This window comes from Kribbella speibonae (assembly GCF_004331375.1).
In the GTDB taxonomy this organism is placed as follows: Bacteria; Actinomycetota; Actinomycetes; order Propionibacteriales; family Kribbellaceae; genus Kribbella; species Kribbella sindirgiensis.
This window is the reverse complement of record NZ_SJKC01000002.1, coordinates 722,045-744,570: the sequence shown is the minus strand read 5'-3', so window position 1 is coordinate 744,570 and position 22,526 is coordinate 722,045. Positions and strand designations below refer to the sequence as shown.

General features: G+C 69.3%; 23 protein-coding genes. 9 read left to right on the top strand and 14 right to left on the bottom strand.

Annotated elements, in window-relative coordinates; all coding sequences use genetic code 11:
- Positions 1-20: 20 nt before the first annotated feature.
- From E0H92_RS45500 to E0H92_RS16855, 7 genes are all read right to left on the bottom strand, one after another.
- On the bottom strand, positions 21-3,323 hold the full coding sequence (locus tag E0H92_RS45500) for a S8 family serine peptidase (RefSeq protein ID WP_275670092.1): 3,303 nt from the start codon (positions 3,321-3,323) through the stop codon (positions 21-23).
- Between the two features lie 282 nt (positions 3,324-3,605).
- Entirely contained in the window at positions 3,606-4,238 is a 633-nt protein-coding gene (locus E0H92_RS16880; RefSeq protein ID WP_131496893.1) for a response regulator, read from the bottom strand.
- Entirely contained in the window at positions 4,231-5,460 is a 1,230-nt protein-coding gene (locus E0H92_RS16875) for a sensor histidine kinase (protein ID WP_238152769.1), read from the bottom strand. The genes E0H92_RS16880 and E0H92_RS16875 overlap by 8 nt, the downstream gene beginning before the upstream one ends.
- Before the next feature lie 22 nt (positions 5,461-5,482).
- Complete coding sequence (locus E0H92_RS16870) at positions 5,483-6,250, bottom strand: ABC transporter permease (protein ID WP_131496892.1); 768 nt, start codon at positions 6,248-6,250, stop codon at positions 5,483-5,485.
- On the bottom strand, positions 6,247-7,161 hold the full coding sequence (locus E0H92_RS16865; RefSeq protein WP_202873668.1) for an ABC transporter ATP-binding protein: 915 nt from the start codon (positions 7,159-7,161) through the stop codon (positions 6,247-6,249). Before E0H92_RS16865 ends, E0H92_RS16870 begins: the two co-directional genes overlap by 4 nt.
- A gap of 94 nt (positions 7,162-7,255) precedes the next feature.
- On the bottom strand, positions 7,256-8,044 hold the full coding sequence (locus E0H92_RS16860; RefSeq protein ID WP_131462696.1) for a phosphotransferase: 789 nt from the start codon (positions 8,042-8,044) through the stop codon (positions 7,256-7,258).
- A 27-nt stretch (positions 8,045-8,071) separates the two neighbouring features.
- Positions 8,072-8,431 carry a MerR family transcriptional regulator gene (locus E0H92_RS16855; RefSeq protein ID WP_165549812.1) on the bottom strand — a complete coding sequence of 120 codons (360 nt, stop codon included), beginning with the start codon at positions 8,429-8,431 and terminating at the stop codon, positions 8,072-8,074.
- Between the two features lie 62 nt (positions 8,432-8,493).
- Here E0H92_RS16855 and E0H92_RS16850 point away from each other — a divergent pair, with 62 nt between their 5' ends.
- Positions 8,494-9,222, top strand: a complete 729-nt coding sequence (locus E0H92_RS16850) for an SDR family oxidoreductase (RefSeq protein ID WP_131496890.1) — start codon at positions 8,494-8,496, stop codon at positions 9,220-9,222.
- Positions 9,223-9,298: 76 nt separating this feature from the next.
- Here the strand turns inward: E0H92_RS16850 and E0H92_RS16845 are convergent, their stop codons facing one another.
- On the bottom strand, positions 9,299-11,086 hold the full coding sequence (locus tag E0H92_RS16845) for an AMP-dependent synthetase/ligase (RefSeq protein WP_131496889.1): 1,788 nt from the start codon (positions 11,084-11,086) through the stop codon (positions 9,299-9,301).
- Positions 11,087-11,194: 108 nt separating this feature from the next.
- Here E0H92_RS16845 and E0H92_RS16840 point away from each other — a divergent pair, with 108 nt between their 5' ends.
- The 7 genes from E0H92_RS16840 to E0H92_RS16810 are packed head-to-tail and all read left to right on the top strand — an operon-like array spanning position 11,195 to position 16,643.
- Positions 11,195-11,698 (top strand): polyketide cyclase / dehydrase and lipid transport, encoded by a 504-nt coding sequence (locus tag E0H92_RS16840; protein ID WP_131496888.1) that lies wholly within the window; start codon positions 11,195-11,197, stop codon positions 11,696-11,698.
- A complete protein-coding gene (locus E0H92_RS16835) occupies positions 11,665-12,096 on the top strand; it encodes an SRPBCC family protein (RefSeq protein WP_131462701.1) in 432 nt (143 codons plus the stop codon). Before E0H92_RS16840 ends, E0H92_RS16835 begins: the two co-directional genes overlap by 34 nt.
- A gap of 4 nt (positions 12,097-12,100) precedes the next feature.
- Positions 12,101-13,402 carry an ArsA family ATPase gene (locus E0H92_RS16830; protein ID WP_131496887.1) on the top strand — a complete coding sequence of 434 codons (1,302 nt, stop codon included), beginning with the start codon at positions 12,101-12,103 and terminating at the stop codon, positions 13,400-13,402.
- Positions 13,399-13,809 (top strand): hypothetical protein, encoded by a 411-nt coding sequence (locus E0H92_RS16825; RefSeq protein WP_131496886.1) that lies wholly within the window; start codon positions 13,399-13,401, stop codon positions 13,807-13,809. The genes E0H92_RS16830 and E0H92_RS16825 overlap by 4 nt, the downstream gene beginning before the upstream one ends.
- Positions 13,800-14,759, top strand: a complete 960-nt coding sequence (locus E0H92_RS16820; protein WP_131462704.1) for an ROK family glucokinase — start codon at positions 13,800-13,802, stop codon at positions 14,757-14,759. Before E0H92_RS16825 ends, E0H92_RS16820 begins: the two co-directional genes overlap by 10 nt.
- A 58-nt stretch (positions 14,760-14,817) precedes the next feature.
- Complete coding sequence (locus E0H92_RS16815) at positions 14,818-15,951, top strand: ROK family glucokinase (RefSeq protein WP_131496885.1); 1,134 nt, start codon at positions 14,818-14,820, stop codon at positions 15,949-15,951.
- Positions 15,948-16,643, top strand: a complete 696-nt coding sequence (locus E0H92_RS16810) for an endonuclease/exonuclease/phosphatase family protein (RefSeq protein ID WP_131496884.1) — start codon at positions 15,948-15,950, stop codon at positions 16,641-16,643. The genes E0H92_RS16815 and E0H92_RS16810 overlap by 4 nt, the downstream gene beginning before the upstream one ends.
- On the opposite strand, the gene E0H92_RS16805 is transcribed toward E0H92_RS16810, so the two are convergent.
- The 6 genes from E0H92_RS16805 to E0H92_RS16780 form a co-directional block, all read right to left on the bottom strand.
- Positions 16,633-17,376: a phytanoyl-CoA dioxygenase family protein gene (locus tag E0H92_RS16805; protein WP_165549811.1), complete on the bottom strand. Its 744-nt coding sequence runs from the start codon at positions 17,374-17,376 to the stop codon at positions 16,633-16,635. The genes E0H92_RS16810 and E0H92_RS16805 overlap by 11 nt on opposite strands.
- Positions 17,377-17,416: 40 nt before the next feature.
- Positions 17,417-18,166 carry an enoyl-CoA hydratase-related protein gene (locus tag E0H92_RS16800; protein WP_131496882.1) on the bottom strand — a complete coding sequence of 250 codons (750 nt, stop codon included), beginning with the start codon at positions 18,164-18,166 and terminating at the stop codon, positions 17,417-17,419.
- Positions 18,167-18,216: 50 nt separating this feature from the next.
- Positions 18,217-18,639 carry a YybH family protein gene (locus tag E0H92_RS16795; RefSeq protein ID WP_131462709.1) on the bottom strand — a complete coding sequence of 141 codons (423 nt, stop codon included), beginning with the start codon at positions 18,637-18,639 and terminating at the stop codon, positions 18,217-18,219.
- Between the two features lie 25 nt (positions 18,640-18,664).
- A complete protein-coding gene (locus E0H92_RS16790) occupies positions 18,665-19,894 on the bottom strand; it encodes an ornithine cyclodeaminase, nickel-pincer nucleotide-dependent (RefSeq protein ID WP_131496881.1) in 1,230 nt (409 codons plus the stop codon).
- 64 nt (positions 19,895-19,958) lie between these two features.
- Positions 19,959-20,657: a hypothetical protein gene (locus E0H92_RS16785; RefSeq protein WP_131462711.1), complete on the bottom strand. Its 699-nt coding sequence runs from the start codon at positions 20,655-20,657 to the stop codon at positions 19,959-19,961.
- On the bottom strand, positions 20,650-21,432 hold the full coding sequence (locus tag E0H92_RS16780; RefSeq protein ID WP_165549810.1) for an alpha/beta hydrolase: 783 nt from the start codon (positions 21,430-21,432) through the stop codon (positions 20,650-20,652). Before E0H92_RS16780 ends, E0H92_RS16785 begins: the two co-directional genes overlap by 8 nt.
- A gap of 322 nt (positions 21,433-21,754) precedes the next feature.
- On the opposite strand from E0H92_RS16780, the gene E0H92_RS16775 reads away from it, so the two are divergent.
- Positions 21,755-22,519, top strand: coding sequence for a lysophospholipid acyltransferase family protein (locus E0H92_RS16775; RefSeq protein WP_131288791.1), 765 nt, complete (start codon positions 21,755-21,757; stop codon positions 22,517-22,519).
- Positions 22,520-22,526 lie beyond the last annotated feature (7 nt).

Here is a 22,526-nt window from a genome sequence, read left to right as displayed (position 1 = left end):
CCCGGTCGCTCACCCCTTGGTTAGTTGACGATGATCTTGTCGACCTCGATCGTGACGCCCTTGACGAGTGGCGTTGAGGTTCCGGTAGTTACCGTGCCGGTGCCCTTCTGCACACCCTTGATGTTCATCGAGTAGGTCATCGAGCCGCCGGGCGCTCCCGGCGTACTCGTGATGCGGTAGTCGGTGACCGGCGGGCCGGAGATCTGGCTGCCGGCGGTGCCTTCGAAGTTCTCGGCGCCGACCGTCAGGCCGTAGCCGGCCGGCGGGCTGCCGGGAAGGTTGCCCGGGTCGTAGGCGTAGGTGATGTCCTCGGTGCCGTTGAGGCCGATCCACTGCTGGAAGACCTTCAGGTCGGTCGTGCCGAACAGGTTCACCCGCCACTCGAGGACGAGCCAGTCGGACACCCCGTCGGTGAGTACGCCGGCGTAGATGCCTGGTGCTCCGGATCCGTCGAGATCGGTCCAGTACGACGCGAGCACGTTGTTCGGGCGCGCCGGGTCGGGCAGGGGCTGCGGCAGGAACTGGACGTCGTCGCCCGTGGTGGTGCCGCCGACGACCGTGTACCCGTTGGACGTCACGCCGACCCGGTTGTACGTCTGTCCGGCGTACTGGAACGGGGCGACGTTGAAGTTCACAGCCTGTTCGTCCCCGATCGGGACCGGGGCGATGCCGAACGCGTCGAGCGGCAGATATCCGGCCAACGATCCGGGTGCGATCCCCGGGCTGTCGGGCTGGCGGCCGGCGAGGGTGGCCGTCTTGGTGGCGATCTGCGTGCCGATCTTGGTCGCGCCCGTGACGCTGTTCAGCCGCAGCTGCGAGCTCAGCGTGCTGACCGCCGTCACGTCGGTGGTCTGCAGGCTGTTGTTCTGCACGGTCACCGTGCAGGTCGACTGACCGGTGTTCCGCGCGATGGTGGACGGCACACAGGTCTGGTCGATCGGGACGATGCCCTCCTGACGGAAGAACGCCACCGGCAGGTGCAGGGCCCGGTTGCCGCCGATCTGCTTGAGGTTGACCTGACCGAAGTACTGGCCGTCAGGTACGTCGGGTGCCGTGATCGCGATCGTCAGCTTCTGCGACTTGCCGGGCTTCACCTGGAACACCGGCGGCAGTACGGAGATGTTCGCGCCGCTGACCGTCGTACCGGTGGCCGTGAAGGTGAGGGTCTGGTTGGTGACGTTGGTGACCGTCCGCGTGGCGGTGATCAGCCCCGGCATGGTCGGTGCGTTCACCGACGGCAGGTTGAGATCGATCCGGTTCAGCGGGTCGGTGGCCGAGGCCGCGTAGTTCGCGGCGGTCTCGTCCAGGGTCAGACCGGGGTCGCCGGCCTTGGTGAGGTCGATGCGTCCGCCGCCCATGTCGAACGGGTCGGCCTGGGTGGTCCGGTCCTCCTTCTTGACGGTCGTCTTCGCGGTCGTCTCGAGCGCCGACTTGATCTGGCCCGGCGTCCAGGACGGGTGCAGGGCGAGGACGAGTGCGGCGGAACCGGCGACGTGCGGCGACGACATCGACGTACCGGCGATCACCTGGTACAGGTTGCCGGGCGGTCCTTCGGCCGGGGACTCCGGTGTCGGCGTCTGTCCGGCCAGGATGTGCAGGCCGGGTGCGGTGACATCGGGTTTGAGGAAGTCGCCACCGGGGCCGCGCGACGAGAAGTACGTCATCACGTCGCCCTGCCAGGTGGTCTTCGCGCCCTGCGTGAACGTCGCCGACGTCGCGCCGGGGTGCGCCGCGAGGAACGCCAGCAACGCGTCGCCGTCCGGCTTCTCGAGGGCCACGGTCGGCAGCCAGTGGTTGTCGGTGAACACGTCGAACGGGAACGAGTTGTACAGGAGCATGCCGACGGCGCCGCCCTGCAGGACGTTGAAGCCCTTCAGGACACGGCCCGGGCCGCGCTCACAGACGACGATCTTGCCCGTGAAGAGACCCGGCGGGGCCGGAGAGGTGCACAGCGCGTTGTTGTACGGCGGTGCGGACGCGAGCACGACCGGGGCCGGGGTCGAGACGCCCGCGGTGATGGACGCGCCGGAAACGGTGGCGTTCGCGCCGCCGCCGGACAAGCTGATCGTCGACCGGAAGGTACGGCTCTGGGTCGAGGCCGCGACGGTGGTGACCCACGGGCCACGGTGGTCGGTGGTGGCCGCGCCCGGACCCGAGTTGCCGGCCGAGGCGGCGACGAACACGCCCGCGGCGTACGCGTCCAGGAACGCGAGTTCGACCGGGTCGCTGTACGGGTCGCTGCCGCCGGAGATCGAGAAGTTGATCACCCGGACGCCGTCCAGGATCGCCCGTGCGACGGCCTGGACCGAGTCGCTCGGGAAGCAGCCCTCGGCACCGCAGACCTTGTAGACCGACACGGCTGCTGCCGGTGCGATCCCGGCGATCGCGCCGCGGTCGATACCCAGCGGGTTGGCGTGCGCGACCGCACCGCCGGCCGAGGTCGAGGCGGTGTGCGTGCCGTGACCGTTGGAGTCACGGGCGCTGTCCGGGTAGACGTCGCCGCCGATCACCGCGTTGTAGGTGTCGAGGAACGGCCGTCCGCCGATCAGCTTGTTCGTGCAGGCGAACACGTCGCTCGCCGGTGTCAGTGGGTTGTCGCCGAAGTCGCAGACACGCGGTGTCCCGTCGGCGGTCGGTGGTGGTGCGGGCAGGCCGCCCGGGTCGGCGAAGGACGGGTGCTCCGGCCAGGCGCCGCTGTCGAGGATGCCGACGATGATGCCCTTACCGGAGTTGGCCGATCCGCCGAGCTTGTTGTAGATCGTCGGAGCTCCGATGAAGGCGCCGCTGGAGTCGGTGAGGAGTTCCTGCAGGTTGTCCTGCTGGACCGCGGCCACACCGGGCAGCTTCAGCAGGTCGCGGGCCTGGTTCGCCGGCACGCTGAGCGCGATACCGCCGTACACCGTGCGCAGCCGCTGGCCTGCTCGCGCGCTCGGGACCTTCGACTGCATCGCGGCCAGGAAGTCGTTCTCCACGGTGGCCACGTGCTTCAGGTACTTCGTGGCGTTCGCGCCCTTCACGTCGAGGCGCTTGCCGGTGACGGCCGGGCTGGTGCCGGGCAGGCCCTTGATCCCGCCGCGGTACGCCGCCAGCGAGTCGTAATCGAGTTTCACGACCACCCGGACCTGCTTGGCGGACGTGCTGTTCACGAGCGCGGGATCGCTCTTCGCGAGCTGACCGCTGGGTGACTTGGCGCCGTTGACCGTACTGGCGACGGTCAGGGGCGTCGCGGTCCAGGGCCGGCCGTTCGGCGCGGTGGGGGACGGATCTGCGGCCGACGCGGTCATCGCGGGCAACAGCGCGGCGACCAGCAGACCGGCGGACACACCGGCCGTGGCACTTCGAGTGGCGGTTCTTTGAGTGACGGTACGACGATGACCTCGTCGGTGATGCGGTGACCTCATGCGCGGGCCTCCAGAGAGACGGAACGCCGTCGCGGAAGGAGGCAGCATGAGACGTCGGGAGACCCCCCAGGTCGAAACGCAGTGAACCCCTCAGTCCTGTGACCGAATCCCCCCGGATACCGGCGTCGCGGCCGGCACCCCCGCGGCGCCTGCCTGAGCCGAGATTAAGCCCAGAACCCGCGCCCGGCCAGACCTCGGAGTCGGTCAGTCGCGCCCGAGAATGCCCTGCTCGTAGCCCTTGGCAACCGCTGCGGCACGGTCGGTGACGCCGAGTTTGGTGAAGACATGGCTGAGATGCGTCTTCACAGTGGCCTCGCTGATGAACAGCTCGCGGGCGATGTCGCGGTTCGACGTACCCTTCGCGACCAGCTCCAGGACCTGCCGTTCGCGCGCGGCCAACGGGCTCGGTGCGGGCGAGCGGACTGCCGACACCAGCCGCGAGGCGACGGCGGGGGAGAGGACCGTACGGCCGGCCGCGGCCTGGCGTACGGCGTTGAACAGCTCGTCCTGCGGCGCGTCCTTGAGCAGGTAGCCGGTGGCGCCCGCCTCGATCGCCGGCAGCGTGTCGGTGTCGGTGTCCCAGGTCGTCAGGACGAGCACCTTCGAGCGGATGCCGCGGCGGGTCAGCTCGGTGATCGCGTCGAGTCCGCCGCCGCCCGGCATCCGCAGGTCCATCAGGATCACGTCCGGGTCCAGGTCCGCGGCGAGCTCGACCGCCTCGACGCCGTTCGACGCCTCCGCGAGCACGGTGAAGCCGGGTGTGGACTCGAACATGCCGCGTAGACCGTTGCGGACCACGGGGTGGTCGTCGACCAGGAGCAATGAGATCTCAGCCATGGAGCACCAACGGTAGACGAGCGGAGACCGCCGTACCGAACCCTGGCTCGGACTCGACGGTCAGGGAGCCGGCGATGCGTTCGGCGCGGGCGCGCATACCGTCGAGACCGAAGCCGCCGGTGCCGGTCCGGGCGGACAGGGCCAGCGGATCGAACCCCTTGCCGTCGTCGCGAATGTCCACCGTCACCTCGTCGTCCATGAAGCTCAGCGTCACGCCGGCGCGGGTCGCGGCGGCGTGTTTCGACACGTTCGCCAGCGCCTCCTGCGTGATCCGCAGGACGGTCGCCGAGAACTCGCCGTGCAGGTGCTGCGCCGTACCGGTCAGGGTGAACTCGGCGGGTACGCCGGTCCGCTCGGACCACTGGTCGACGGTCTTGCGCAGCGCCTCGGGGAGACCGTCGTACGACAGGCCCGCCGGGGCCAGGTTCTGCACCGAGCGGCGCGCCTCGCCCAGGCTGTGCCGGGCCAGATCGGTCGCGCGGCCGACGTGCTCCTTGACGGTCGCCGGATCCGACGCGTTGGAGACGACCTGCAGTTGCGCGATGATGCCGGTCAGCCCCTGCGCGATGGTGTCATGGATCTCCGCGGCCAGCCGGCGCCGCTCGTCCGCGATCCCCGCTTCCCTCGCTTGCACCAGGAGTTGCGCCTGCAACGCGGCGTTCTCCTCGTGCGCCTGTTCGAGCTCGGTGATGGTCGCGGCCCGGGCCTGCGACCGCGCCTCCTGCTGCTCCGCGAAGTGCTTCACGATGGTCAGCAGGATGTTGTTCGCGACCAGCAGGCCGCCGAACACCAGCCAGCGCGCCCCGTCGTCCACCGGGATGCCGCTGGCCTGCGCGGCCGAGATCGGGACGGAGGACGCGAACAAGGCGACCTGCCGAGCACGCCGCCCGGGGATGCGCTCGTCGGTGTCGTAGTACCCCGCCGCGGCGTAGAACGCGAAGAAGCCGTTCAGCAGTACGAGTGCGAACGAGATCGCCCAGCGGATCACGTAGTACACGACCGGCAGCGCGCCCGGTTCTGGGTACTTCCGCCCGATCCAGCTCCACGACAGCTCCAGGAGGAGAGCGGCTCCTACCAGCGCGAAGGCAATGATCCGGAGACGGTCCGCCGGCATGCCCAGGCCGGCGGTCGCGAGCGCGAGGAAGCTGCTCAGGCCGAGCAGGAAGTACGGCGCCCAGCGGCGAAACATCGCCTCGCGCTGCTCCAAGTCGACCGTCGTCACCTGTTCAGTCTGCACCGACTTGCTACTCCCACCGGAACCAGCGCGCGGCGGCCACCGACAGGACTACCGCCCACGCGGCCAGTACGCCGAGGTGGGACCACGCCGGCCAGTGCCCGGCCGCGGCCTGCTGGAGCGCCTGGGAGGCGGCACCGAACGGCAGGAGTACGACGATCTCCCGCAGCGTGTGCGGCATCGACTGCACGGGAGCCCACAGACCGGCGGAGAACAGGCTCGGGAAGAACGCCACCATGCCGACGCCGGTCGCGAGCCGCGCGGTCGGAGCGAGCGCCGAGATCAGAGCACCGAGGGCCAGCGCGGCCGTGACCGTGAGCACGAACGCCAGCGTGTAGCCGAGGGCCTGCTTGGGCAGCTGGACGTCGAACGCCAGCCGTCCGATCGCCAGGCACACCAGCGCCGACAGCACTCCCGCGGCGCCGTTCAGTCCCATCTGCGCGGTGAGCAACGCGGACGGCCGGACCGGGGTCAGCGACATCCGGCGCAGGATGCCGCGTTCGCGATAACCGGTGATCACCGGCGGCATCGCCTGCAGGCCGGTCACGATCAGCGCGACCAGGACCAGGGTCGGCACGTACACGTCGATGATCCGCATTCCGAGCCCCGGGTCGAACTTCCGGAAGCTCTTGATCGACCCGAGGATCACCAGCAGCAGCGGCGGAAAGCCCAGCGTCCAGAACAGGGTGCCGGCCTCCCGGCGGAACAGCCGCGCCTCGGCCCGCAGTACGGCGGTTCTCGGTGAAGTACGGCGTACTGGGACAGCGATCGTGCTCATTTGGTGGCTCCTGTGAGGTCGAGGAAGGCGTCGTCGAGGGTGGCGTCGGTGACGCGGAGCTGGTGGGCCGTGATGCGGCGCCGGGCGAGCAGCGACAGCAGCGCGGTCACGGTCTCGTCGGACCCGCCGAGGGTGATCCGGCCGTCCTTGAGTTCCACGGACGCGAGCGCCGGCAACGCCGCCAGTTCGTCGTTGTCGAGCGGCGCCGACGGTGTGAACGAGATGACGGTCGATCCGGACGACGCACTGATCAGTCCCTGCGGGGTGTCCAGTGCGGTGATCCGGCCCTGGTCGATCACGGCGATCCGGTCGCACAGCCGCTGCGCTTCCTCCATGAAGTGCGTGACCAGCAGGACGGTCACGCCGCGGGCGCGGACGTCCTCGACGACCTCCCAGGTGTCGCGCCGGGCGCGCGGGTCGAGACCGGTGGTCAGCTCGTCCAGTACGACGACGCGCGGGTTGCCGATCAGCGCGAGCGCGATGAACAGTCGTTGCTTCTGGCCACCACTGAGGACACCGAACCTGGTGTCCAGCCGGCCCGTCAGACCGAGCCGTTCGGCGAGTGGGCGCCAGTCGGCCGGGTTCGGGTACAGGGCGGCGTACAACTCGAGGGCCTCGCGGACCGTGAGCTTGGCCTGCAGCTCACTTTCCTGCAACTGCGCACCGAGCACCTGCGTGACGGCCGCATGATCGGCGACCGGGTCCAGCCCGGCGACCCGGATCCGCCCGCCGTCCGGGACACGGAGCCCTTCGACGCATTCGACGGTGGTCGTCTTCCCGGCCCCGTTCGGCCCGAGGATCCCGAAGATCTCACCCTCATCAACACCGAACGACACGTCGTCGACCACAACCCGCCCGCCATACACCTTCCGCAGCCCAGAAACCTCAACAATCGGAGAAGCACTTGTCATACAACGACTCTCGCCGACCGCCCCCCACCCCCACATCACCCAACAAGCTCATCCCCCATCACCCAATCGGCTGATCGCAGTACTACCGGTGGGGTCAGAGAAGGACGGCGGTGAACTTGTCGTGGTGGGCGCTCCACCAGCGGCGCCGGCGGTCGAACTTCTCGAGGCCTCCCGCCCGGTTCATCCTCGCGACAGCGTTCGGGCCACCCGCGTCGATGGTGCGCCGCGCGGCTGCTTCGATGCGGGCGAGGGCATCGTCGATGGCGGTGAGCAGCTCCACCCGGCCGTCCCGGTCCAGTCCGTAGGCGTCGGCAACGAGTCGTAATCGCGCCGGACGGTCGGCGGGCAGCCAGCCGATCCGATCCTGGTCGAAGTCGTCCTCGATCGGTACACACAGCCGGGCCAGCTGGGCGAGATCGTAGACGGGACGGCCAGGGGCGGCGAACTCGAAGTCGAGCAGCGCGACGGCGATCCCGTCACGGAAGACGACGTTCGAAAGCTCCACGTCGTTGTGGCACACCACCGTCCCGCCCGCAGGGTCAGCCAGGCCGTCGTTCCAGCTCAGGCCCTGAGGGTCGAACTCGCGAGCGACGTCGTGCAGCCCGCGCAGAAGCCTGGCGACGGAAGCCAGCGCGGTGTCGGACTGGCTCCAGTCCGGATAGGGCGCGACGGGAACCTCGCCCTCTATGAACACGAGACGCTCGCGTCCGTCCTCGTCGATGCCGACCGGTGTCGGGGCACCCTCGAATCCGGCGTCTCGCACCGCCCGCAGGAAGGCGTGAATCGAAGCCGAGTACGGACTCGAAGGACGAAGCACATGTGGACCGACACGGACAACCTGGCCCGCGTTCGCGATCCCACCGTCCAACTGCTGCTCGGCCACACCGGAAGCTTGGCAGACGGAGTGCGCCTACGGGTGGGTGTCTGTGATGGCGATGACCTCGTCGAGGCGGTTCAGGGCTGTTTGTAGGTCGTCGAGTTTGGCTTGGACGCGGTCGCGTTCGGCGCGGAGCATGGCTCGTTGGGCGGCGTCGGTGTGGCCGGAGTCCCAGCAGGGGAGGAGTTCCGTGATTCTTCGGCTGGTCAGGCCGGCGGCGAACATCTGCTGGAAGAAACGGATCCGGTCGACGGCATCTTGCCGGTAGAGGCGTTGGCCGGAGGGGCTGCGTTCCGCGATGAGCAGGCCCTGCTGTTCGTAGTAGCGGACGGCGCGTACTGAGACGCCGGCGCCGCGTGCCACCTCGCCGATGCGGATCGGGCGGTCGGCCACGGTGATTCCTCTCCTTGCGGGACTTGCCTCTGACGTCAACGTCAGGTTTTAGCGTAGCGGGCATGGACATCAACAACTCAGTTGCCCTGGTCACCGGAGCGAACCGCGGGCTGGGGCGTGCCTTCGCTCAGCGTCTGCTCGAACGGGGCGCCCGCAAGGTCTACGCGACGGCTCGCCGGCCCGAGACGGTGGACCTGCCCGGGGTCGACGTACTGCCCCTCGACATCACCGATCCCGCCTCCGTGCGAGCCGCGGCCGAGGCCGCCCCGGATGTCTCGCTGCTCATCAACAATGCGGGGATTCAGACGGGGACCGATCTGGTGAACGGTTCGCTGGACGCGGTACGGCGCGAGCTGGAGACGAACATGTTCGGGCACTTGGGGATGATCCGGGAGTTCGCGCCGGCGCTCGCCAGGAACGGCGGGGGCGCAATCGTCAACGTGCTGTCCGCCATGTCGTGGTTCGGGGGCAAGGGCGCCAACGCCTACCACGTGACCAAGGCGGCGGCCTGGGCCATGACCAACGGCGTACGCCTGGAACTCGCCGAGCAGGGCACGCTCGTGACCGCGGTACACCTCGGCCTCGCCGACACCGACATGGCCGCGGGTTGGCCCGTCGCCAAGCTCGCCCCGCCCGCCCTGGCCGACGCAGCCCTCAACGGCGTCGAGGAGAACTCCGCCGAGGTCCTAGCCGACCAGTGGAGCCGCGACGTCAAGTCCCGCCTACCGCTAACCCCAGAAGAATTCACCACCACGATGAACCAAGCCCTGGCATCCCTAACGACGACCTGAGGAACGACCGGACCTGGGGAGGATTGTGTGCCGAATCGGGTAGAAGATCCTCCCCAACCCGGCACCGCCGTTCCGTCTACTTCGTGTAGAGGGCCTCGACATCGCCGCCGTGTTTTTCCATGACTATGTGGCGGCGGAGGGAGAGTTTCAGGGAGAGTTCGCCGGACTCTTGGGTCCAGTCGGTGGGGAGGATGGAGAACTTCTTGATGGCCTCGGCGTGGGAGACGGTGGCGTTGGCCTCGTCGACGGCCTTCTGGATTTCGGCGATCAGGTCGGCGTCCTGGGTCAGCGACGCGACGTCGGTCGGCTTGTCGCGGGCGGTGGCCCACGGGACGATGTTTTCCGGGTCGATCGTGATCAGTGCCGCGATGAACGGTTTGCCGTCGCCGACGACCATGCACTGGCTGACCAGGGGGTGCAGCCGGATCTGGTCCTCGAGCATCGTCGGCGCGACGTTCTTCCCGCCGGCCGTCACCAGGATCTCCTTCTTCCGGCCGGTGATCTTGATGAACCCGTCGACGTCGAACTCGCCCAGGTCGCCGGTGTGGAACCAGCCGTCGGCGTCGATCGCGTTCGCGGTCGCCTCGTCGTTCTTCCAGTAGCCCTGCATCACCTGGCCGCCCTTGAAGAGCAGCTCGCCGTCGTCCGCGACACCGACCGTCACACCAGGAAGCGGCCGGCCGACGGTGCCGATGCGGATGTCGTCGGGCAGGTTCACCGACACCGCGGCGGTGGTCTCGGTCAGGCCGTACCCCTCCAGGACCGGTACGCCGATCCCGCGGAAGAAGTGACCGAGCTTGTCACCGAGGGGCGCGCCGCCGGAGACGGCGTACTGCACCTGGCCGCCGAGCACCGCCCGGAGCTTGCCGAACACGAGCCGGTCGAACAGCATGTGCTTGGCCTTCAGCCCGAACGACGCGCCGCCCTTGTCCTGCGCCTGCGAGTACGCGATCGCGGTCTCCGCGGCGGCGTCGAAGATCTTGCCCTTGCCGTCGGCGTGCGCCTTCTGGCTGGCCGAGTTGAACACCTTCTCGAACACCCGTGGCACGCTCAGGATGAACGTCGGCTTGAACGCGCCGAGGTCCTCGACCAGGTTCTTCACGTCGGCGCTGTGCCCGACCTTGACCATCTTCATCACGCAGCCGACCTGGATGATCCGGGCGAACACGTGCGCGAGCGGCAGGAACAGCAACGTGCTCGCACCGGTGGTGTCGAACAGGTCGTCGAGGATCTTCACCGCGGGACCGAGCTCGTCGAGGAAGTTCGAGTGGCTGATCTTGCAGCCCTTCGGGCGTCCAGTCGTACCGGAGGTGTAGATCAGGGTCGCGAGGTCCGAGGACGAGACCGCGGAGCGGCGCTTGTCGAACTCGGCGTCGGTGACGTCCTGGCCGAGCGCGGTGAGCTGGTCGACGGCGCCGGCCTCGATCTGCCAGACCTCTTGCAGCGCGGGCGCCTCGGCCCGGGAGGACTCGACGACCGCGCCGTGGGTCGCGTTCTCGACGACGGCGACAACTGCCTCGGAGTCGGTCAGGATCCACTGGATCTGCGACGTCGACGAGGTCTCGTAGATCGGCACGGTGACCGCGCCGATGGACCAGATCGCGTAGTCGATCAGGGTCCACTCGTACCGCGTCGGGCTGAGCAGGGCGACCCGCTCGCCGTGCTTCACCCCGGCCGCGATCAGGCCCTTGGCGACCGCCGTCACCTGCTGCGCGAACTCGGCAGCCGTGACGTCGGTCCAGCTTGCGCCGGTGCGGCGGCTGAACACGGCGGTGTCAGGATGAGAGGACGCGTTCGCCCACACCGGGTCGCTCAGGCTCCCGGTTGCCGGGTCTGTCACAGCAGGAACGGTGTACTCACGCATCCGCGTCGTCTCCTCAGTCGGTCACGAATTGTCGACTTCCGGCGCACGCTACAGTCACCTACCCACAAGTAGCCAGGTTTATGTGACCCACGGAACTAGGTTCTAGCTATGCCATTGCTCGACATCAGTTGCGACGACCTGGTCGTTGCTGATCCAGCCTACGTCGCCGAGCGGCTCGGTTCGGACACCCTGTGGCGTGAGTGGTGGCCGGACCTCACGCTGACGCCGTCCGAGCGCCGCGGCCTCGAGGGGGTCCGGTGGGCCGTCACCGGCGCCGCGATCGGTACGGCGGAATGGTGGCTGGAAGCGGTCCGGGACGGGGTCGTCGTGCACTGGTACCTGCGGGCCGACCCCGCGAAACCGGTTCGTGGACGCGCGGTCGAGCGCTTGAAGGAGCGGTACGTCGCGGCGTACCGGGACCGGTTGTGGGCGTTCAAGGACGAGATCGAACAGGGTCGCGCGGCGGGCGAACGCCGTACCGGATCCGATCCCGCGATAGTCTCCGGGGAGGACGCGGATCCATCGGGGGGTCCAGCGGTCCCGCAGCACCCGGCCCAGGCAAGCGAAGAGGTGAATCGATGGCGGAACAGACCACCTCGACCATCCAGGTGAACGCGACCCCCAAAGAGATCATGGCGGTGATCGCGGACTTCGCGGCGTACCCGGAATGGGCCGACTCGATGCGGGAGACCGAGGTGCTGTCCACCGACGAGGCCGGGCGGCCGAACAAGGTGCGGTTCAAGGTGGACGCCGGCGCGATCTCCGACGAGTACACGCTGGCCTACGTCTGGTCCCGCAACGAGGTGACCTGGACGCTGGTCGAGGCGAAGATGGTCAAGGGCATGGACGGCGCGTACGTGCTGAGGGATCTGGGAGCTGAGGGGACCGAGGTGACGTACCGGCTGGCCGTGGACGTGGCGATCCCGATGATCGGGATGCTCAAGCGCAAGGCCGAGAAGGTCATCATCGACACGGCTCTCAAGGGCCTCAAGAAGCGCGTCGAGTCCTGATCCAGTGACTCGGGTACTGCTCTACACAGGTAAGGGCGGCGTAGGCAAGACGACCTCCGCTGCCGGGACGGCCACGCTCGCGGCACTACGCGGGCTGCGGACGCTGGTGCTGTCGACGGACGCCGCGCACTCGCTGTCGGACGCGTTCGACTCCGAGGTCGGACCGGAGCCGACCGAGATCGACGACCTGCTGTTCGTCCAGCAGATCGACGCGCAGCGCAAGTTCGAGCGGTCCTGGGGTGATATCCAGTCGTACCTGCGGTCGGTGCTGCACATGGTCGGCGTCGATCCGATCGAGGCCGAGGAGCTGACCGTGCTGCCCGGGGCCGCGGAGGTCCTGGCGTTGCTCGAGGTACGTGACCACGTCCGGTCGGGGCGCTGGGACGTGATCGTCGTCGACTGCGCGCCGACCGCAGAGACGCTCCGGCTGCTCGGGCTGCCCGAGGCACTGAACTGGTACCTGGACCGGATCTTCAACGCCGAGCGGAAGATGATGCGGACGTTCCGGCCGTTCCTCAGCGGGTCGACGCTCCCGATGCCGGACGACAACGTCTTCGACGCGCTGCGCCGGCTGCAGGCCGACCTGTCCGACATCCGCACGCTGCTGGCCGGCCCGGACGCCTCGGTGCGGCTGGTGCTGACGCCGGAGGCCGTCGTGGTCGCCGAGGCCCGGCGCTCGCTCACCAGGCTTTCTCTGTACGGGTACCGCGTGGACGGCGTCGTGGCGAACCGGGTGTTCCCGGCGGCCGGGGCCGACACGTGGCGCCGGCAGTGGGTCGCCGCGCAGCGGGGGATCCTCGAGGAGGTCGCGGACTCTTTCCGGCCGTTGCCGATCTGGGAGTCGCCGTACCGCGTCTGTGAGCCGGTCGGCGTCGAGGAGCTGGCCGCGTTCGCGGTGGAGATGTACGGCGGGGACGACCCGTTCGCGCGGGCCACCGACGACACGTCGCTGTGGGTGGATCGGCACATCGACACCGACGGGCGCACGTACACGCTGACGATGCCGTTGCCGTTGGCATCCGCCGACGAGCTGGAGCTCGCGCGGCACGGGGACGAACTGATCATCACCGTCGGGTCGTACCGCCGGGTGCTGCCGCTGCCGGCCGCCCTGGCGCGGGGCGTTGTCGCGGGCGCACGGCTGGACGAAGGCCGGTTGCAGGTGCGGTTCTCGCCGCGGGAGGCCGCGCGGCCGGTTGCGCCCGAAGTGCCGAGCGGATCAGGTCCGCTGGAGTCGGCGCAGGAACTGGCGCAGGGCCTGACGGCGGAGTACCACGAGCAGCTCACCCGCCGCGAGGCGGCGCGGTGAGCAAGGAACCCATCGGTTCGGTCGCAGAAGAGGCCGCGAAGCTGTTCGCCGTACTGCAGAACGCTGCTCATGACGCGCCGCCTGCCGACGAGGCCGCCCATGAGACTGCCGATGAGCACAAGTTGGGGCCCGACTGTGTCTGGTGCCCGGTCTGTCAGCTGATCCACCGGGTGCGGAGCACCAGCCCGGAGACGATCGAGCAGCTGTCGACGGCGGCCGCGCACGTGCTCGGCTCAGTGAGATCTCTGCTGGAGGCCGCCGCGGACGCGGCCCGGCAGACGCGGGAGGACGCAGCGTCGCGCTCCTCGCCATCCGAGGAGGCACCGGCCCAGCAACCGGCCCAGGAACCGACCCGGTCCCGGGTGGACCGGATCGACGTGAGTGAGGACCCCGAACCATGGGACTGACGATCGGCATCGACGTCGGCGGTACGAAGATCGCGGCCGGCGTGGTCGACGAGCACGGCGCGATCATCGCGCGGACGCATCGCGACACCCCGGCCGACTCGGTCGACGCCACCGCGGCGGCGATCTGCGACGCGGCCGCCGAACTGATCGCGAACCACGCCGTGGAAGCGGTCGGGATCGGCGCGGCCGGGTTCGTCTCCTCGGACCGGTCGACGGTGCTGTTCGCGCCGAACCTGGCCTGGCGGGACGAGCCGCTCGGCGCGCGGGTCGCGAAGGAGCTGAAGATCCCGGTCGTGGTCGAGAACGACGCGAACGCGGCGGCCTGGGGCGAGTTCGCGTTCGGCGCGGCCAAGGACGTCGAGCACATGGTCTGCATCACGGTCGGCACGGGGATCGGCGGCGGCGTGGTGATCGACGGTGAGCTGCTCCGCGGCGCCCACGGTGTCGCGGCCGAGCTCGGCCACATGCGCGTCGTACCCGGTGGGCATCGGTGCGGGTGCGGATCTCGTGGCTGCTTCGAGCAGTACGCCTCCGGTAAGGCGCTGGTCCGTGAGGGCAGGGCGCAGGCCGAGTCGGGATCGCTGGCGGCGGTGCAGATGCTGAGCGTCTGCGGGATCACCGACGCGGCCGAGCTGACCGGCCCGATGATCACCGACGCGGCGGTGCAGGGTGACCCGTGCGCGGTCGAGCTGCTCGACGACCTGGGCCGCTGGCTCGGCGAAGGGGTGGCCAGCCTGGCGACGATCTTCGACCCGACGCTGGTCGTGATCGGCGGCGGGGTGAGCGCCGCGAAGGACCTGATCATGAAGTCCGCCGTACAGGCGTTCGAGAAGGTGCTGCCCGCCAAGGCCAACCGCCCGCACGCGCCGTTCACGCTCGCCGAGCTGGGCAACGACGCCGGCCTGATCGGCGCCGCCGACCTGGCGCGTCGGCCTGCCGAGTCTTCATGATTGTCCTGACCTGGGATACTGGAGGCAGTCCGGCGGGGGTCGCGAGGAAGGTCGAACCTTGGCTTTGACGCAGGCTTTGACGATCGGGATCGACATCGGCGGGACCAAGGTCGCTGCCGGGGTGGTCGACCCCGAGGCCAACATCCTGGACCGGGTACGGCGGGACACGCCGACGACCGACCCGAAGGAGACCGAGGACGCGATCGCGGAGATCGTCCACGACCTGGAGTCGCGGCACGACGTGATCGCGGTCGGCATCGGCGCCGCCGGGTTCGTCGACGGCACCCGGTCGTCGGTGCTGTTCGCGCCGCATCTCGCCTGGCGGCACGAGCCGCTGCGGGACGCGGTCGAGCGCCGGCTCGGCCTGCCGGTCGTGGTCGAGAACGACGCGAACGCGGCCGCCTGGTCCGAGTGGCGGTTCGGCGGCGGCCAGGGCGAGAGCCATCTGGTGTGCGTCACCCTCGGCACCGGCATCGGCGGCGCGATCCTCAACGACGGCGCGTTGCAGCGCGGGAAGTTCGGGATCGCGGGCGAGTTCGGGCACATGCAGGTCGTGCCGGGCGGTCACCGCTGCGAGTGCGGCAACCGCGGCTGCTGGGAGCAGTACGCCTCCGGCAACGCGCTCACCCGGGAGGCCCGGGAGCTCGCGCTGTCCGGCTCGCCGGTCGCGCACAACCTGCTGCGGGCGGCCGAAGGCGATCCGCGCAAGATCAACGGCCCGATGGTGACAGAGCTGGCCAAGGACGGCGACCCGGTCGCGGTCGAGCTGCTCGAGGACGTCGGCCGCTGGCTCGGCATCGGCCTCGCGAACCTGGCCGCCGCGCTGGATCCGGGCACGTTCGTGATCGGCGGCGGCGTGTCCGACGCGGGCGAGCTGCTGCTGGCTCCCGCGCGCGAGTCGTTCAAGCGGACCCTGACCGGTCGCGGGTTCCGCCCGGAAGCGCGGATCGTCCGCGCGGTGCTCGGGCCGGAGGCGGGCCTGGTCGGTGCGGCCGACCTCGCGCGCGAGGAGGCGACGTGGCTGCGCCGGGTCCGGGTGAAGACCACTGCCGTGACCGCGAAGACGGCTGCGGCGCGTGGACGGTCGACCCGTCTGGAGCGGGCGGCCCGGAAGACCGCGGGACGGCGTACCGGAATGCGCGCCGACCCCGACCTGCACCACGCCGACCTGAACGGCGACCCTGACGCATGAGTGACGGCGCCCTGCGGGTGCTGTCGTACAACGTTCACCGCTGGGGAGACGACCGTACGGCGCTTGCTCGGGTCGTGAAGGCGTGCGCGCCGGACGTGATGCTCGTGCAGGAGGCGCCGACGTGGTGGGGCACGCGACGCAAGCGCCGGGCGATGGCGGCCTCCTTCGGACTGCGGTACGTCGCGGCGTCCGCCCGGAACGCGATCCTCGTTGCCGACGGCATCGAGCTGACCGAACCGCTGCACTGGCGGATCCGGCGCCCGTTCGTCCGCCGGCGCCTGAACTTCGTCGCCACCCAGCTGCCCGGCGGAGCCGTCGGCGGCCAGGTCCTCGTCGGCACGACACCGGTCACTGTCGTCTGCTGCCACCTCGGCCTGCACATCCTCGGCCGTCAGTTCGAACTCGAGCAGATCCTCAAGCGGTGCCGCACCTTCGGCACGCCGTACCTCCTCACCGGCGACCTCAACGAAGAACCCGACGGCCCCGTCTGGAAACGCCTGACCGAGGAAGGCCTGACCGACCTGGGCGCCGACGCAGGCCCAACCTTCAGCTCCACCAACCCCCACAAGCGCATTGACGGCGCCCACCTGTCACCACCGCTCCAGGGCCGCATCCTCCCGACCCCCGCCACACCGGACGACCTCGCCGCCGCCTCCGACCACCTCCCGATGCTGATCGAGGTCAGCGTCTGAACTCGACCAGCGGATCCCGTACGACGTCACGCCAGCGATCGCGGTGCCCCTGCGCATCCAGCCGGTAGTAGATCGTCTCCCGGCGCTCCGGGCCGGTGTTGCCGCCGATGTTGTGTCCCAGCAGGTAATGGGCGAACAGCACGCTCCCGGCGGGCCCGGTGGCCTGGACCTGCTCACCGAGTTCGATCTTCGGGTACGGTGCCCCGCTCGTGTCCTCGCTCAGCGCGGCAAGTGCGTCGGCGCCCCGCTCAGCGAGGTACTCCCCGAATCGCAGATGCGTCCCTGGCCAGACATGCAGGTTCCCGAGGTAGAGGTCCTGCTGGTCGGTCAGCCAGACCCCGGCGAGCATCGAGAACGTACCCGGCGTGCCGTCCGGCAAAGGCGGGCTCACTCCGTCGACGTGCGGTGAACCCGGCCGGTGCGACCACGGCGGAATCGTCGTGGCGATCTGCGCGAAACCGGGCTGGTCGACTCCGAGCTCCGGCCGGATCAGCTCGGCCGCCAGTCCGGCGACGGTGTCCCGGTAGAAATCGAGCAGCGGATCCGCCCCGTCCTCGAACCTGGGCCAGGCGAAGTGGTGTCCCACGTGCCCGTCCGCGGGCGGCTCCTTCTCCAGCGCCGCCGCGACCAGTTCCCGCCCGGTCGCGATCTGCGCGTCGGTCAGTACGCCGGGTACGACGACGTACCCCTGATCGCGGAATGTGCTGAGTTGCGCGTCACTGATGTGCGGCATGCGGCCAGTCCACCAGCGCGGAGCAGCGCCTGCAAACGGATTAGTTCTTCTTGCGATTGAGGAAGGCGCGCATGGCTTCCTGGGCGGCGGGGGAGCTGAAGAGGCTGGCTGAGAGTTCAGCGAGGTCTTTGCCGCGGGCATCTATGTCTGCGAGGAGGGTGCGGTTGAGGAGTTTCTTGGTTTCGCGCAGGCCTTGCGGGGCGCCCTTGAGGAGTGACGTGAGGACCGTGTCGACGGCGGCGTCCAGGTCGGGGTCGGGGACCGTGAGGGTGAGCAGGCCGAGGCGGGCCGCTTCGAGGGCGTCGAAGGCGTTGCCGGTCAGGAACGTGTACGCCGCCGCGCGGTCCGTGAGCCGGGGGAGGACCGTCAGCGAGATCGTCGCCGCCGCGAGCCCCAGCCGGACCTCGGTCAGCGCGAACGTCGCGCTCTCCCCGGCGACGCTCAGATCGGCCGCCGCCACGATCCCGATCCCGCCCGCGCGCACCGGGCCGGCCACCCGGGCGACGACCGGCTTCGGGTTCGCCACGATCGCCCGCTGGACGTCGACCATCCGCTGCGCGCCGACGCCCATGCCGACGGTCGTGGCCTCGGACAAATCGGCCCCCGAGCAGAACACGTCCAGCGCCGACCGAACCACGATCGCCCGCACCGCGTCGTCCGCCCCCGCGGTCTCGAGCCGCGCCAGCAACTCGCCGGTCAACTGCTGCGACAACGCGTTCTTGTTGTGCGGCGAGTCCAAGGTGACAGTGGCCACACCGTCGGCCACGTCCAGATGCACGAGTTCGGTCATGGGGTCATCAAACACCCAATGCCGTCCCGTCCGCTGTGGGCCGGGTTACGTCACGGACCCGACGGGGCCGAGGTGGGGTTGAGTGGGTCGGCGTGGCGGTGGGTGATCTTCCAGGCGCCGTCCTCGGCGCGGAACACCATCGTCGTACGGAGCAGGTGCGGCACCGGGTCCGGCTGGGTGACGTGCTGGACGGTGCCGCGCTCGATCGCGACCGTGTACGCCGTGTCCGCGCCGACGTGCTTGACGAGGTACTCGAACTCGATCTTCGCGCCGCTGGGGACGAACTGCGAGGACGCCCACCCGTACCGCGGCCCGATCTCGGACCAGCCGACCTCCTGCCCGCCGAACCCGCCGAAGATCGAGGTCTGCTCACTGTGCGACACCAACGGCAACCACAACGACGGGTCGCCGTTGACGAACGCGGTGTTGGCCTCCTCGAAGCGCCGCAGAAACGATTCGAAGTCCTGGTTCATACGACCAGCCTGTACGCCGACAGGGTCACTTACTCTCGGCGTACGACGGGGAGAGTTCGCGCGCGAGGTGTTCGATGAAGAGGCCGACGTCCGTGACGATGCCGCGGGCCTGGGACGAGCCGCGGTCTGCGAGTTTCGTCACTGTCGCCGGGTTGATGTCCACGCAGGTCAGTGGGATCGACGCCGGCAGAATGTTGCCGGTGGCAACTGAGTGCAGCATGGTCGCGGCCATCAGGCAGTACCCGACGCCGTCCAGTTCGGCCCGCATCGCCCGCTGGCCCTCGAGGACGTCGGTGTAGACGTCCGGCAGCGGCCCGTCGTCGCGCACCGAACCGACCAGGACGAACGTCTTGCCCTGCCGGACCAGTGCGTGCATGACACCCGACGTGAGCACGCCCTGCTCGACCGCGCCCGCGATCGACCCGGCCTTGCGGATCGTGTTGATCGCCCGGATGTGGTGCTCGTGCCCGTGCTCGACACCGCGGCCGCGGGCCAGGTCCACGCCGAGCGACGTCCCGTACAGCGACGACTCGATGTCGTGCGTCGCGAGCGCATTGCCGGCGAACAGTACGTCGACGTACCCGGCCTCCACGATCGCGACCATCGCGGGCGCGGCGCCGGTGTGCACGATGCCGGGCCCGCCGACCCAGAGCACCTTCTGCCCGTTCGCCTTCGCCTCACGCATCCCGTCCGCGACCTGCTTGACCAGCACCCGTTGCGGCTTCTCCGACGACACGTCCGACTCCATGAACCCGAAGCCCTCTTCGGTGTTCACCGCGATCGGCGGAACGACCCGCACGCCCTGGGCGCTGGTGATGATCTTCATCCCGGCGCGGACGTCCGACATCGGAATCGTCCTCACCGTGTCGCCGTCGACGAGCAGCCCGCAGTCCATCTCCGGGTTCTGCACCAGGACCCAGTGGCCGCCGAGCCGCACGCTCGTCGGCAGGTTCGTGGTCGAGTAGAACCCGTCCGGGAACACCCCGTCCTGGGTCACCTCGGTGATCTCCGGCGTCCCGGGGTCGACCAGGTTCGCGCCCTTGGTCTGGATCCGCATCAGCAACCGCTGCAGCGACTCCTCGTCCTCCGCGCCGACCGTCATCCGGACCGTGGACGGGTCGTCCTTGTCGTAGCCGAGGTCGAACTTGTCCAGCGTGTACTCGCCGCCGTACCCGCGAATGTCGTCGAGCACCCGGGACAGCAACCCGGAGTCCATCAGGTGGCCGGTGATCTCGACGGTCTCGGTGACCTGCACGGGTGCCCTCCCAAACGAGTGATGTCGTCAGATTGTCCGACGATCCGCACTCTAACCCAGAACGTCAGACGACTGCGCCGTCGTCGCCGCCGTCACCCGGAGGCAGCCGGTCCTTCATCCGGAACACCAGCGTCAGGAAGCCGCCGATGAACCCGGTGACCGCGAGCGTCGTGATCCGGCCGGTGCCGAAGTCGAGCAGGGCGGCCAGGATCAGCAGCAGCGGGCCGCCGAGCAGCCCGAGCCAGGCGAGCCGGCTGATCCAGTCCAGCCGCGGACCGCGCGGCGGCTCCGGCGGGACGTAGTGGTCGTGCGCGTCGTCGGCCTTCCTGACCGGCGGCTCCGCGTCCTCGGTCTTCTTCTCCTCGACGGTGAGCCCGGCCGGTACGTCGATCAGCGGCTCGTACTTCTCGTCGACGTCCTCGCTCGCCGGCCAGCGCGCGACCGGCTCGTCGCCGCCGTCGTGCCCCGGCGCGGACGGCTGGTTGAACTGTTCCACCAGCGACTGCCACTCGGCGTCCTCGGTACTGCGGTCGATCACCGGACGGGCCCGCTCCACCGCCTCGGCGTCGACGAAGATCTCGTCGTACCCGACCGGAATCCGGACCGGTTCCTCGGCCTCTTCGGGCGTCCGGGCCTCGCTCTGGTTCTCGCAGTACGCCGCGATACCGGCCGCCTTGAGCGCGTCCAGCACCGGCTCCGCGACCAGCGGGTCGATACCCCCGAGCGACGTGTACGACGTCGCGGTCAGGCCGTTGTCACGCATCGCCGTACTCACTCTTGGTCCCGCTCAGCCGGCTGATGAAGGCGGTCGAGTCCGCGAAGATCCGCGGGGCGTCGTTGTCCAGGGTTGCCACGTGATAGCTGTCCTCGAGCAGGGTCTCGGTCACGTCGCGGGACGAGATCGAGGACAGCACCGTCCGCCCCGAACTCGGCTCCACCACATGATCGACAGTACTGCGGAACAACAGCACCGGCTGCGTGATCTTCGCCAGATCGTCCCGGGTGACCTTCCACAGCTGCGACAGCGACTGCAGCGCCCGTAGCGGCATCCGGTCGTACGCGCCCTCCTCGACGCCCGGCTTCTTGATGTCGTTCGAGATGCCCGGGAACGACGGAACCAGCTTGGCCAGCACCGGCAGCAGCGCGAGCCGCTTGTCGTCGGTGCGCACCGACGGGTTGATCAGGACCAGACCGGAAACGTCCGCTCCGTGCTGCTCGGCGAGCCGCAGCACCAGGCAGCCGCCCATCGACAGGCCCACCAGGAACACCCGGTCGTGCTCCTTGCGCAACCGCTCGAGCTCGTTGTCGAGTACGGCGTACCACTCCGGCCAGCCGGTCTTGTTCATCTCCTGCCAGCTGGTCCCGTGACCGGGCAGCCGCGGTACTGCGACGCCGTACCCCTCGGCGGCCAGATGCTCGCCGAACGGCCGCATCGACCGCGGCGAGCCGGTGAATCCGTGGCTCAGCAGTACGCCGACGGCGGCGTTCTCCCCGGTGCCGGGACTGCGAAACTCCTCCGCGTGGGCTTGCACTGGCACGCTCGACTCCTCGCCGTTCACGGTCCTCACAACCGCGCCCGCAGCCGGTGTGCTGGCGCGTGACAATCGTCGCACCTGGGCTGCATCTGCGCTGCATCCAGTCTGCATCCAGGTGACAACACGGTGAGCAACACCCGCATTCCTGGCGGTGACATTGCCTGAGGGGGAAGCTGGAACGTAGTGTCCGCACCGGAAGGTGGCGCGCCGGAGTTGTCGCGTGACCGCCACCGGCGGGCACTGGTGCCGGAAGTGGGTACGGACCGACCATGGAGTGGGTGGGTCCTGGTGAGTGCTGTCGGGCGAATGACGGAGGTCGAGGCGGATGCTGTACCTGTTCCTCAGACGGTTCTTGGTCGCACCACTGGTCAAGCTGCTGTTCCGGCCCAAGGTGACCGGGGCCGAGCACGTGCCGACCGACGGTCCGGCGCTGCTCGTCAGCAACCACCTGGCGTTCTGTGACTCGATCTTCCTGCCGGTCTCGATTCCGCGGCAGATCGTCTTCCCGGCCAAATCGGAGTACTTCACCGGTCCCGGCCTCAAGGGGAAGCTGGTCGCCACGTTCTTCCGGTCCGTGGGCCAGATCCCGATCGACCGCTCCGGCGGCCGCGCCTCGCTGGCCGCGCTGAACACCGGCCTGGGCATCCTCGAGAAGGGCGGCCTGTTCGGGATCTACCCCGAAGGCACCCGCTCGCCCGACGGCCGGCTGTACAAGGGCAAGACCGGCGTCGCCCGGATGGCGATCGTGGCCGGCGTCCCGGTGATCCCGGTCGCGATGATCGACACCCACAAGCTGCAGCCCGCGGGCCGGATGAAGCCGACCCTGTTCTACCGCGAGAAGGGCCGGCTACTGCCGCGCCTGGTCCGTCCGGGCGTCGCGTTCGGCGAGCCGCTGGACTTCTCCCGGTACGAGGGCATGGAGCGCGACCGCTTCGTCCTGCGCTCGGTCACCGACGAGATCATGTACGCCCTGATGGACCTGTCCGGTCAGGAGTACGTCGACATGTACGCCGACAAGGCCAAGGAGCTGCTCAAGGCGGGCGAGTCGATCGACGAGCACGTCCGCCTCGGCGACACCAAGGCCAGCTGACCGCTTT